Origin of the sequence: Duncaniella muricolitica (genome assembly GCF_910574735.1) — a bacterium.
Taxonomy (GTDB): domain Bacteria; phylum Bacteroidota; class Bacteroidia; order Bacteroidales; family Muribaculaceae; genus Duncaniella; species Duncaniella muricolitica.
In genome coordinates, this window is sequence record NZ_CAJTCF010000005.1 from 24666 (window position 1) to 37755 (window position 13090).

11 protein-coding genes are annotated in these 13090 nt (G+C 54.7%); 2 read left to right on the plus strand and 9 right to left on the minus strand.

The window, feature by feature from the left end:
• Positions 1-18 precede the first annotated feature (18 nt).
• Together porU and QGT73_RS01875 are read left to right on the plus strand one after the other, a co-directional pair.
• Positions 19-3411, plus strand: a complete 3393-nt coding sequence (porU, locus tag QGT73_RS01870) for a type IX secretion system sortase PorU (RefSeq protein ID WP_280121183.1) — start codon at positions 19-21, stop codon at positions 3409-3411.
• A gap of 133 nt (positions 3412-3544) precedes the next feature.
• Positions 3545-4078 carry a hypothetical protein gene (locus QGT73_RS01875; RefSeq protein ID WP_280121184.1) on the plus strand — a complete coding sequence of 178 codons (534 nt, stop codon included), beginning with the start codon at positions 3545-3547 and terminating at the stop codon, positions 4076-4078.
• Between the two features lie 130 nt (positions 4079-4208).
• Here QGT73_RS01875 and QGT73_RS01880 read toward each other — a convergent pair whose 3' ends face one another.
• The 9 genes from QGT73_RS01880 to QGT73_RS01920 form a co-directional block, all read right to left on the minus strand.
• Positions 4209-6467, minus strand: a complete 2259-nt coding sequence (locus tag QGT73_RS01880; protein WP_280121185.1) for a RelA/SpoT family protein — start codon at positions 6465-6467, stop codon at positions 4209-4211.
• Positions 6468-6516: 49 nt separating this feature from the next.
• A complete protein-coding gene (locus tag QGT73_RS01885; protein ID WP_280121186.1) occupies positions 6517-6762 on the minus strand; it encodes an HTH-like domain-containing protein in 246 nt (81 codons plus the stop codon).
• A 64-nt stretch (positions 6763-6826) separates the two neighbouring features.
• Positions 6827-7903 (minus strand): mannose-1-phosphate guanylyltransferase, encoded by a 1077-nt coding sequence (locus tag QGT73_RS01890; protein WP_280121213.1) that lies wholly within the window; start codon positions 7901-7903, stop codon positions 6827-6829.
• 137 nt (positions 7904-8040) lie between these two features.
• The gene (locus QGT73_RS01895; protein WP_280121187.1) at positions 8041-9246 is read right to left on the minus strand and encodes an FtsX-like permease family protein; all 1206 of its coding nucleotides are present in this window, start codon (positions 9244-9246) and stop codon (positions 8041-8043) included.
• Between the two features lie 156 nt (positions 9247-9402).
• Positions 9403-9738, minus strand: a complete 336-nt coding sequence (rbfA, locus tag QGT73_RS01900) for a 30S ribosome-binding factor RbfA (RefSeq protein WP_123617383.1) — start codon at positions 9736-9738, stop codon at positions 9403-9405.
• Positions 9739-9765: 27 nt separating this feature from the next.
• Positions 9766-11037 carry a serine--tRNA ligase gene (gene serS / locus QGT73_RS01905; protein ID WP_280121188.1) on the minus strand — a complete coding sequence of 424 codons (1272 nt, stop codon included), beginning with the start codon at positions 11035-11037 and terminating at the stop codon, positions 9766-9768.
• A 100-nt stretch (positions 11038-11137) separates the two neighbouring features.
• Positions 11138-11587, minus strand: a complete 450-nt coding sequence (locus QGT73_RS01910; protein WP_280121189.1) for a GatB/YqeY domain-containing protein — start codon at positions 11585-11587, stop codon at positions 11138-11140.
• 91 nt (positions 11588-11678) lie between these two features.
• A complete protein-coding gene (locus QGT73_RS01915) occupies positions 11679-12254 on the minus strand; it encodes an RsmD family RNA methyltransferase (RefSeq protein ID WP_280121190.1) in 576 nt (191 codons plus the stop codon).
• Positions 12245-13066 (minus strand): DUF3822 family protein, encoded by an 822-nt coding sequence (locus QGT73_RS01920; protein ID WP_280121191.1) that lies wholly within the window; start codon positions 13064-13066, stop codon positions 12245-12247. Before QGT73_RS01920 ends, QGT73_RS01915 begins: the two co-directional genes overlap by 10 nt.
• Positions 13067-13090 lie beyond the last annotated feature (24 nt).

The following is a 13090-nucleotide window of genomic DNA, read 5'->3' on the forward strand; positions in this document are numbered from 1 at the left end:
TGCGATAATCCCCTATCCATGAAATCACAGCATCTACGATATATTCTCTCTCTGCTCCTTCTTCTCGCCTCGACAGGCCTGACAAGAGCATTCTCACCCGACACTTACACCGAGTCGTCGGCACTGAGTCGCGGCAGATGGGTCAAGCTGAGCGTGTCACATACAGGCCTGCACATGATTTCTCTCGCCGACCTGCGCGCATGGGGCTTTGACAATCCATCCAAAGTCAGGATATACGGCTACGGAGGCAAACGCATATCCGACAGGTTTACATTCGACAACTACACCGACGACCTGCCGATGCTCCAGAGCGAACTGACCTCACGCGGCATAGTATTCTACGCCGAAGGACCACTCACACCCACCTCCGACATCTACGGCACCATCTTCTACACCACCAACCCCTACTCGACCCTCGGCTACTACTTCATCAGCGACAATGAAGCCGAGGAGCGTGCTATCCCCGTAGAAGGACGGCCGGCGACAGGTCAGCCGGGCCAATACTTCACCGCGACCGCTGTCCACGAGACCGATGCCGTGAGCCCGGCCGGAAGCGGCCACCTCATGGTGGGCGAAGATTTCCGCTTCACCCCCACCCGACGCTTCACCATCCAGCTCCCCGGCCGTGAGGACGACAGCGAGATAACGATGCAATGTGTGTTCTTCGCCAAAGCAAGCGGCGGAGTGCAACTGACTTTTGCCGAAAACGGCAATACCCTTCCCGCCTCCACCTCCGACCGCGTGTCGGGCACAGGCGACTGGGGCGAACTCGCCACCATGCGCCGCACCTTTGTCCCGACCTCGGGCCAACAGCTCAACCTCACCATCACAGCCTCACAGATGGGCACTCTCACCCAGGCCTACCTCGACAAGATTACCGTCAACTATCAGCGTCGCATCGCACTCCCGGCGTCTCACCGGCTGGAGTTTACAGGCTTCGCGTCATCGCTCGAAGGGGCCGGAGAAAACACCCGCATCTGGGACGTGACCAATCCTCTGGCCATCGTGAGAATGAACCACTCGGTCACCGACGGCATAGCCGGATGGAACAACGACTACTATGGCCGGCGCACATATGCCGCATGGAATGAAAACGCGCAGTTTCTCACCCCTAAGGTAGCCGGTGTCATCAAGAACCAGAATCTCCACGGCGAGAAGACTCCCGACATAGTGATAATCACCCACAGCGCGCTCAAAGAACAGGCCAACCGCATTGCCAAGCTCCATACCGAGACCATTGACACCATGCGCGTACTTGTGGTGACACCCGAGACAGTCTACAACGAGTTCAGCAGCGGCACGCCCGACATAAACGGTCTGCGTCGCATGCTCAAAATGTTTTATGACCGCGGCACCGACTCCAAGGGCCACAGGCTGCAATATGTACTGCTCATGGGCAGCGCGAACTATGACCACCGCAAACTCACAGCCGCATGGCAGCGCAACACTCAGGCCACAATCCCCATATGGCAGACCGACAACGGCCATCTCGAAAACTACTCCTACAGCACCGATGACGCCTATGGCATACTCGCCGACAACTCCGGACTCAATCTTGAGGCCGACATGCTCAACGTGGCTGTCGGACGCATACCGGCCCACACGGCCGCCGAGGCCAAAGTGTATGTCGACAGGCTCATAGCCTACTCCACAGCTCCGTCCGCCGGACAGTGGCGCAACCGCATAATGTTTGTGGCCGATGACGGAAACGAAAACATACACATGTCACAGACCGAGGATATGGAACGCCTCTTCCGCTCTCAGAAACGCGGACGCGAGATGACATATTCCAAAGTATATGTCGACACCTATGACAAAATCGGAGGTGTCGTGCAGGTGGCACGCGACAAGTTTTACAATCTTCTCAACGACGGCACCGTGTGGTGGAACTATGTAGGCCACTCCTCCATAACCACCATGGGCAGCGAGGGACTGCTCGGGCTCACCGACATCAACAACCTCTATCTGCGCCGCGCACCGTTCTATTACGGTGCCACCTGCTCATTCGCCCACTGGGACGGCGACGAATACAGCGGGCTCGAAATGCTCACACTCTCCGACGCCGGCGGCGTCATCGGCGGCATCTCGGCCACACGCTCCGTCTACATCACCCGCAACGGCATTCTCACCAAGGGTCTGGGTCAGGAACTTTTCGCCACCGACGGCAACGGCAACATACGTCCGATAGGCGAAGTGCTCCGCCGTGCCAAAAACGGCATCGGCTCCGACTCCAACAAGCTGCGCTACGTGCTGCTCGGCGACCCCGCCATGCGCCTGGCCATCCCGTCGGCCATAGCCACGCTCGACTATATAAATGACGTGGCCGTAGTCCCTGATGACGGAGAGTCAGAGCCCCTGGTGATACAGGCTCTTGCCACAACGACACTCCGCGGCTCAGTGCTCTCATCCGACGGACATCTGCTCGACTCGTTCAACGGATATATCGACCTCACACTCTATGACGCGGAGCGCAGCTTCACGACACAGGGCCGAGACAACGAGACAGCAGGCGGATATGTCTATGACGAGCAGGGCGACCAGCTCTACACAGGCCGCGCCAAAGTGGTCAACGGCAAGTGGGAATGCTCGTTTGTGCTTCCGGCCGACATTGCCGACAACTTCCGCAACGCCACTCTTGCAATGTATGCCCAGACCGACGACGCATCACTCTCGGCCGGCGGTGCCAACAGAGACTTCTACGTGTATGGCTATGACGAAAACTCTATCACCGACGACAAGGCACCCGTAATCGAGAGCATGTATCTCAACCACGAGACCTTTGCCAGCGGTGACCCCGTCAACGTCACACCTCTGCTCCTCGCCCGCGTGAGCGACGACATGGGCCTAAATATGTCGCTTGCCGGCATCGGTCACCAGATGTCGCTGCGCATTGATGACAACATCCATCTCAGCGACCTCTCGTCATCGTTCATCCCCGACAGCGACGGTCTGCCTGCCGGCGACATAGTGTATCAGTTGCCCGAACTGACGGCCGGCGTCCACAGGGCCACGCTCAAAGTATGGGACATCGGCGGCAATTCAGCCACGGCCTCAATCGACTTTATCGTCGATCCGACACTCGCGCCCAAGATATTTGACGTCTACACCGATGCCAATCCTGCCACGGTCGAGGCCAATTTCTACATAGCCCACAACCGGCCCGACGCCATGCTCACCGTGAGAATCGACATCTACGACCTCTCGGGCCAGCCCATATGGAGTGCCACCGAGCGCGGGCGCGCCGACATGTTCCTCACCTCGCCTGTCAACTGGAACCTCACCAACTCGGCCGGCGCACGTGTGGGTCGCGACATCTACGTCTATAGGGCTACTGTGACCACCGAAGCCACATCCGACGCTCCGGCCACATCCTCGTCAGTGGCCAAACGCATAGCTGTCGCTCCCTTCTGACATATCACATTGACGGCATGTAAATTTTTCAGCCGATGATAATGAACTTTTTCTGACTGCAATGGTTAATAAAGGGTAAGTGGTCTGAAACCCCAATCAGCCACTACACTCTAACATATCATTTCAATTATTTATGAAAAAGCTGATTTTATCATTTGCTGTATTGGCTACACTCGCCGCCACATCATGCGGCACATCCGTAAAGAAAGCCGAAGACGAAGGGGCTGTTATAAAGGCTAAAATCGAAAATTGCACTAATCCCGACAGTCTCAAGATATATGTGCAGCAGGCCAAGGACTATGCTGCCAAACTCGTAAAGGACGGTGATGACTCAGCCGCCCAGGCATATCTCAGCGAAGTGGCACCCGTAGTTCAGGCCAAGGACCCCTCGGCCGCTGGTGTGTTCTCGGGACTCAAGGCTGAGGCCGACAGCGCGCTCACCACTGCCAAAAACGCGGTTGACAGCGCGGCTACCAAGACCGGTGAAGCCGTCAAAGGTGCGGTCGACGCTACCAAGGACAAAGCTGCCGAAGTAGGCAACGCAGTCTCCGATAAAGCCTCTGAAGTAGGCAATGCTGTTGCCGACAAGGCCTCTGACGTGAAGCAGAAGACAGCCGACGCCGTTCAGGCCGGAGCCGACAAAGTAAAAGAAGCCTTAGGCAAATAACGCATACTCATCTCCTTTCTCCCCCGCAGGACAATTTTAAGCCCTCAAATATCCGCTCAAAGCCATCGCACGGTTATCTCAACAATGCGATGGCTTTGATGTCTTTTTTGTAGCTGCGGTTATATGGTTGTCATACACGCGCCGCGCGCCGTATGCCTGAGATTTTGAGCACACGCGAGCAAAGGGCATCGACCTGGCGCGTGTCGCTGACCTTGACGTCAAGCTCGCAGGTAAACACCTCGCCGCGCGCCTCGATGTTAAGCCGGCGCAGATCCATCTCGAGCGCGCTCGAGATGACACCGGTAAGCTCCTGGAGTATGCCGCGGCGGTCGATACCCTCTATGCGCACACTCGCAATGAAATCGCGGTCCACACGGTCCCACTCCACGGCAAGCAGACGGTCGCCGTGGCTTGCCTTCAGCTTCTGGCCATGCGGGCATGTGAGCGAGTGAATCTCCACACGCCCGTCATAGGTAAGATAGCCCATCACATCGTCGCCGGGTATCGGACGGCAGCAGTCGACAAGAGTGAAATTGCGTTTCGAACCGTCGTCATGGAGTATATACACCTCCTTGGTGTTGATTTTGGGAGCGGCTTCGCCCGACAGGGACACCTGCTCCTGCTGCTGCGACGTTTTTTTCTTGCCGCCGCTCTTGCCCGGAAATCCGAGGCGCAGCAGACGGCTCACGAGCGATTTGGCCCGGCTCGAGGTGTTGACATTCAGATAATCGTCAATCGAAGCCTCGCCGTTGCCGAGTTTGAGAAACAGCTCCTCGCGCGTCTGCACCTGATAGCGGCCAAGTATCTTGGTGATGACATCGTTGTTGAGCGTGATATTGTTGTCGGCGAGAAACTTGTCAAAAATCTTCTTTCCCTCCTCGATAAACGGCTGCTGCACGCGGCGCAGCTCCTTACGCAGACGGGTCTTGGCCTTGGCTGTGGCAAGAAAATTCATCCACTCGGCCTTGGGTGTCTGCGACTGCGAGGTGAGCACCTCCACCTGGTCGCCCGAATTGAGTTTCTGCGACAGGGGCACAAGTTTATGGTTGACCTTTCCGGCTATGCACCGGTTGCCTATCTCGGAGTGGAGCGTGTAGGCCACGTCGAGCACGGTCGCGCCGGCTGCGAGTGTAAGCAGTTCGCCTTTGGGCGTGAACACCACAATCTCGCTCGCAAAGAGATTGAGTTTGAGCGTATCGAGAAAGTCGATGGCGTTTGGGTTGGGGTCGTCAAGTATATCCTTGATGGTGCGCAGCCACACTGTCAGCTCACTCTCTTCCTCCGATTCACCCCCGATTTTATATTTCCAATGGGCGGCAAATCCCTTCTCGGCAATCTCGTCCATGCGGCGCGAGCGTATCTGCACCTCTATCCAGTTGCCGTCAGGTCCCATCAACGTGACATGCAGAGCCTGATAGCCATTGGCCTTGGGCACAGTCACCCAGTCGCGTATGCGCTCGGGATGAGGAGTGTAGAGGTCGGTCAGTGCGGCATATATGCGATAACACATCTCCTTCTCTCCCACCCCCTGCGGCGGGTCAAAGATGATACGCATGGCATAGAGGTCATAGACCTCCTCAAAAGGTATGCGTTTGGTCTCCATCTTGCGCCATATGGAGTAGACCGACTTGACACGCGCCTTGGCATCGTAAGTGAGCCCCATCTCAGCAAGACGCTGGTGGATGGGCGAGGCAAAGTTATTGTAGACCATCTCGCGCTGCTCCTCGCTCCCCTTGAGCAGCGAGGCTATGCGGGCATACTCGGTAGGATGCTCATACTTGAAACTGAGGTCTTCAAGTTCGGTCTTGATGCCGAAGAGGCCCAGACGGTGAGCCAGCGGAGCATAGATATAGAGCGTCTCGCCGGCTATCTTATATTGCTTGTTGGGAGCCATGGAGCCGAGGGTGCGCATGTTGTGCAGACGGTCGGCCATCTTGATGAGCACCACGCGTATGTCCTGACTCATGGTGAGCAGGAGTTTTCGGAAATTTTCGGCCTGGGCCGAGGCTCTGTCTCCGAATATACCACCCGAAATCTTGGTGAGTCCGGCCACAATCTCGGCAATCTTCTTGCCAAACTGATGCTCTATGTCCTCGACCGTATACTCCGTGTCCTCGACCACATCGTGCAGCAGGGCCGCGCAGATGGATGTGGAACCGAGACCTATCTCACGCGAGGCAATCTTGGCCACCGCTATGGGATGGAGTATATAGGGCTCGCCCGAGCGTCTCCTCACCCCGTAATGGGCCGCGCGGGCAAACTTGAATGCCCGCGCGATTATATCGACCTTCTTGCGGTGGTTGCTTGCAAGATAGCCGTTAAGCAAATCGGCAAACTCGTCTTCTATGAGTTTGTTCTCCTGCTCGGGAGTGAGGTTGTATGTTTCCATGGTAAGACTTATGTTATTCAGATTTATATAATCACAATGATATTACACATTATGACATAACCCCATCTTTCAAAACTACATATTTTGCCAACTTTATACCTTTACGAATTTCAGTGGCATATGTAGTTCCTTTAAGCATTGATTTTTCAACAATTTCTTCTGGCATTACTCCTATTTCTCTAATAATATCAGCATTTTTTATACCAAAACATTGAATCAGTGCATTACATTCTCGACGTTCTCTTCCTAACTTATAGAACGTATTAAGTTCCATTACTAATTCATCTAAGCTCATAATTATGATTAATTCTAAGTTAGTGTAGAAGATAGAACTATCTTCTACACTAACTTATTATTTTTTAGAGATATTTCTCGTCATAACGCATTCTCACGTCATTGACCATCTGCTTGATATGCTGCTCGCGGGCCTTGGGACAGATGAGCAGCACGTCGCCGGCATCAGCCACGATGTAATCGTTGAGACCGTCGGCCACAACGAGTTTCCCGGCGGGAGTGACAAATATGTTACCCTCCGACTCATAGGCTATCACGCCCGCACCCTGCGAGACGTTACGGTTTTCATCAGCCGGAGAGTTGTCATAAAGCGCGCTCCAGGTGCCGAGATCGTTCCACCCGAAGAGTGCACACTCGACATACACATTGTCGGCCTTCTCCATCACCGCGTAGTCGATGGAATTGGCCGGACACGACTCAAAATTCTGACTGATGAATGCAGTCTCGGCCGGTGTGCCGAAGTCGGCCTTGCCCTTGTCAAAGAGGTCAGTCAGATCAGTGTCATACTTGTGCAGGGCGTCGATAATGACCGACGCGCGCCACAGGAAGATGCCGGCGTTCCAGAAAAATTCGCCCGAGTCAAGAAATACTTTGGCAAGCTCGAGATTGGGCTTCTCGGTAAAAGTCTTTACCTTGTTAATGCCGGGAAGCACCTCCGCCCCCACCTGTATGTAGCCATAACCGGTCTCGGGACGCACGGGCTTGATGCCGAGCGTCAGCAGGGCGTCGTTGGCCTCGACAAATTCAAATCCGCGTCTCACACAGTCGCAATACATGGCCTCGCCCGTTATGAGATGGTCGCTCGGAGCCACTATCATCGAAGCCTCGGGGTCGAGAGCGTGTATGTGATAGGCGGCCCAAGCTATGCAGGGGGCCGTGTTGCGGCGTGCCGGCTCGAGAAGTATATTGTGGGGGAGCACTTCGGGGAGCTGCTCGCGTATGAGCGGAGCATATTTCTCGTTGGTGACGACTACTATGTTTTCCTTGGGCACAAGGGGAAGTATGCGGTCATACGACATCTGAAGCAGCGACCTCCCGGTACCGAGAAAATCTATGAACTGTTTGGGACGGTCTTCGCGGGAATAGGGCCAGAAACGGCTGCCGACTCCACCGCACATAATCACACAGTAACGATGAGACATCATAATATTTTATTAAAGCTATTATTACGGATCTGTTATATCCGCTAAGTTAGTAAAAAAAGTTTAAAGTTGGGTGTTAAGAGGATGTTTAAAAAAGTTTAGAGTAACATTTTTTTGACTCTCTTCCTCTTCTATAACTATTCTTTGACAGCACGTGAGGAGATGAAGCCCGACACAAAACCTATCACCACAACCACACACGCGGTGATGAGAATGTCGGCGACAGCCGGACGGCACGGATAATGGTCAATCGACAACTGGGAGGGGTCGCCTCCGAGCGATATGAGTCCGAAATGCTGCTGGAGCAGACACAATATCACCCCTATGGCGATACCGATAAATCCACCCGTCAGGGCTATAAGTAATCCCTCGTCAAGAAATATGCGCCTGAGCATGCTTCGCGAGGCTCCGAGGGCCGTGAGTATGCGCATATTGTCCTCCTTCTCGATTATGAGCATCGACATGGTGGAAAGAATGTTGAACGATGCCATCACCAACACGAAAAGGAGCATCAGAAAGGTTATCCACTTCTCTATACGTATCATGCGAAACGAAGCCTCCTGCTGCTGCATGCGGTCGGCCACCACATACACTCCGCCGAGCTGACGGCTTATGTCTCCGGCCACATCCGACGGATCGCGTCCCTCGTCGACAGCCACGTCAAGCGAGGTGATTTCGGTGGTGTAGTCAAACAGCCGCCGGGCCGATGAGAGCGGGATATACACAAGATCTTCGTCATACTCTCCCTGATTGGTCTGATAGACTCCGCTCACATACAGCGTGTCGGTGCGAAACGCGGCCATAGGGAAAGCAGGATTGATGCGCCCCAGACGTCGGGGCACCGTGAGCATGAAAGGCCGCTCGAGCGACGGACGCGCGCCTGTGTGCACAGCCACGCCTACGCTCAGCAGGGCATACTCCATGCCCGGATCGTCGAGCATCTCGCCGTCGATGACAAGGTCGGAGAGCGATGACACGTCAGAGTAATTGTCGGCTATGCCTCTTACTCTTACCGGCATCTGGTCACCGTCGCTCACCGCGAGGGCTCGCTGCTCGAGCACCTGCCTCACATCGGCCACTCCGTCGACTGCGGCAACGGCCGCGGCAAGCGAGTCGCCGTCGGCTATCACCTCGCCATAGGGAAGTGTGATTTTAATCTCAGGGTCGATAGCCGAAAGGCGCGAAGCGGCCAGATCGGTAAAACCGTTGAACACCGACAGCACACACACCATGGCAAAAGCGGCCACAGCTATACCCGCCATCGATATCAGCGATATGATATTGACGGCGGCATGGCTCTTGGGAGCGAAAAGATAGCGCAGCGCGACGCGCAATGACAGCATAATGCAATCGGGTTGAAAACGGCAGGGAGATACAAAAGGACACAGGCCTCACATGAAACAAAAGTCTCTTTCTGCCGGTCGGTTACGTCTACCGACTAACTGACAGGCTTTTGTCTCTTCATGCGGCTTATGTCCTTTTGTATCTTCCTGACATGTTTATTTTTTCAGGAGCTTGTCGATATTCTCTATATAGTCGAGCGAGTCGTCGATGTAGAAACTCAGTTCGGGGCACTTCCTGAGCTGAAATCTCACCTTCTGAGCCAGTTCGTAACGTATGGTCTTTGCACTGGCTGTAATGCTCTCGATAAGCTCCTGCGACTTGTCGGCCGGGAATATCGAAAGATACACCTTGGCGATGCTGAGGTCGGGCGATACGCGCACCGCGCTCACCGACACCAGCACACCATGTGTCTTGGCCGTCTGCTGACGGAATATCTCGCTCAGCTCCTTCTGAAGAAGCCTTGCTATTTTAGCTTGTCTTGTTGTTTCCATATATTTTTACAACAATCCCCGGCAGGATTAGTTGATGATGTCAAAGCCGGTATACTTTCTCAGACACTCAGGCACGATGATACCCTCGGGAGTCTGGTTGTTCTCAAGGATAGCGGCCATGATGCGGGGAAGGGCGAGAGCCGAGCCGTTGAGCGTGTGACACAGGTGGGTCTTCTTGTCCTCGCCACGGTAACGACACTTCAGACGGTTGGCCTGATAGGTCTCGAAGTTTGACACCGATGACACCTCGAGCCAGCGGCCCTGGGCTGCCGAATAGACCTCGAAGTCAAAGGTGATGGACGATGTGAAGCTCATGTCGCCGCCACAGAGACGAAGTATGTGCCAGGGCAATCCGAGGCTCTCGAGCAGACCCTGCACGTGGTCTTTCATCTCCTCGAGGGCTGCATAGGAGTTTTCGGGCTTCTCGATGCGCACGATTTCCACCTTGTCAAACTGATGCAGACGGTTGAGACCGCGTACATCCTTGCCATAGCTGCCGGCCTCGCGACGGAAGCATGCCGAGTAGGCACAATTCTTGATGGGAAGCTTGTCGGCGGGGATTATCACGTCGCGATACAGGTTGGTGACGGGCACCTCGGCTGTCGGGATGAGATAGAGCTTGTCCTCGTTGATGAAATACATCTGACCCTCTTTGTCGGGAAGCTGGCCTGTGCCGTAGCCCGAAGCCTCGTTCACTACATAAGGGGGCTGTATCTCAAGATAGCCGGCTTCGGAAGCGCGGTCGAGGAAAAACTGGATGAGCGCGCGCTGGAGTTTGGCTCCCTTGCCCACATACACCGGAAATCCGGGGCCTGTGATCTTGACGCCGAGGTCAAAGTTTATGAGGTCATACTTCTTGGCGAGATCCCAGTGGGGAAGCGCGTCGGCGGGAAGCTCGGGCATCTGGCCGCCGGTCTTCTCCACCACGTTGTCCTCGGCCGTGCGGCCTTCGGGCACCATGTCGCAGGGGATGTTGGGCATACCGAGAAGTATGTCGCGGATAGCGTTTTCGGTTGTGGCGAGACGCTCGGCCAGCTCCTTCTGCTTCTCCTTCATTTCGGCTACCTCTTTCTTGGCCTCTTCGGCCTCGGCCTTGTTGCCTTCCTTCATGAGACGGCCTATGGAATCGGCCTTCTTCTTGAGCTGTGCGGCAAGATTGTCGTTCTGAAACTGGAGATTCTTGCGCTCGTCATCAAAGTCGATTACGTCGTTTACACCCTGTTTGCCGTCAAAACCTTTCACGGCGAGGCGCGCGATGACGCGCTCGGGATCCTCTTTTATCTGTTGTAAAGTAAGCATTTTGTCAATTAGTTATCAGCAATTAGCAATTGCCGTATTATAGTGCGTAATTATTGTCAGAGAGCTGTTGTCTTGACTTATCAGCCTCTTCTGACTTTATTTAACCAAGCAACTCGCGCACCTTGGCTGAAATCACCTTGCCGTCGGCACGTCCGGCGAGAGCCTTTGAGGCTACGCCCATCACCTTGCCCATCTCTTTGGCCGAAGTGGCACCAGTCTGGGCTATGATTTTTTTAAGTTCCTCGGTCAGTTCTTCCTCCGAAAGCTGCTTGGGCAGATATTCCTCTATCACTGCAGCCTCGGCCAGCTCGTTGTCGCGCAGGTCAAGACGGTTTTGCTCGTCATATATCAAGGCAGTCTCCTTGCGCTGCTTGGCCATCTTGGCAAGTATCTTCATTGCGGCATCGTCCGAGAGAGTGCCGTCACCGCCCTTGGCGGTCTTGGCCTCGAGAAATTCTTTCTTGATGCCGCGGAGTGTCTCGAGTCTCACTTTCTCGCGGGCCAGCATAGCAGCCTTTATGTCGGCCGAAATTCTGTCAAATAAGTCCATATTTCGGGTATTTTTGTTGAAACGTTGATTGGCAGACCCTCGGGCCTGCGGAATTGTCCTGCAAAGTTAACACTTAACAGGCTATTTTTGTCTACTCTCCCTCGTTTTTTTCTTCCTCAGAGTCCTCGTCGGGCACTATGAAGATTGAAAAATTCACCGACCCGTAGGCCCGATGATGGTCAAAATGGGGCAGCGATGAGAAATCATAAGCCTTGGAGTGTTCCATTATGAACACCGAGCCCGGCTTGAGCAGCCCGCTCGCCAACACGGCTCCGGGGATGTCGCCAAACCCCGGCATATCATAAGGAGGGTCGGCAAACACTATGTCATAAGGCTGAGCGGACGCGTCGCGTATGTATCTCACCGCATCGGTGCGCAGCAGACGCAGATTGTCGTCATGTAGCTCACGGGCCACTTTCTCTATGAACCGTCCCTGCACAGGCGACTTCTCTACCGAAGTGACCGAAGCCGCTCCGCGCGACAAAAATTCAAACGAGACTGCCCCGGTGCCCGCAAACAGGTCGAGACAGCGCGCGCCCTCTATGTCGATGATATTCTCTATGACATTAAATATGTTTTCACGCGCGAAGTCTGTGGTGGGACGCGCGGTGATATTGGTCGGAACGCTGAAACGGCGTCGGCCATATTTTCCTCTTATTATTCGCATAATGGTGAGACTATTAAATCAAACGGTGCCCTCATCGACTCCTTGCCGGCACGAAACATCTGCGGCGGGAATATAGCCGGCATCACTCGCGAGATGTATGTGCGCAACACCGGTGTCACCTCCTCGCGCAAGGCCTGATCGCCCGAGAGCAACACTTCGTCGCCATGAGGGTCGAGGCCATGGGACGCCCGACAGGCAAGTATGTAATAGACGGCATCCATCGGTGCGCGAAAACTCAGAGTATTGGCCTGCAACAGACTGTTGCCGTCAATGACGATGACATCGAGCGAGGAGGGACGGAAATTGCATATCATGCGTCGCGAATTGCCCCGGCCCGGCTTTGACGCAAAATAGCGCACGAGCGGAGCTATATGCGGGACTACGGCTGCCGTCGGAAATGTGCGGTGGATGAAGCCGTAAAGGTCATGACCGAGGCCATAGGCCACCGAGGCATTGCGCGTGGCCATGTCGGCGTGACACACTGTGCCGTCATAGGCCGGATGGAGTGCGGCGAAAGCCTCACGGGCCGACGCCTCGTCCATGCCGTCGGGCAGCAGCATATAGTCGGGCGTGTCGACAAGTATATAGGTCTTGCGAAATTCGCCGAGCAGCAGCGGATTGTCATACACGACCTCCTCCAATCCCCTGACTCCGTTCATGGGAGGTGTAAGCGGATATGAGCGGTAGATGAGTGTGCCGTCGGCCACTATTGAATATACCACCGCATCCACACGATCGGCTCCGACACGCATCATCATATTGCATATCGTCGTGTCGGCCACCATATCCTTGTCAAGAGTCCCGTCTGTCATTGTATCTATCGGCTATAATTAAAG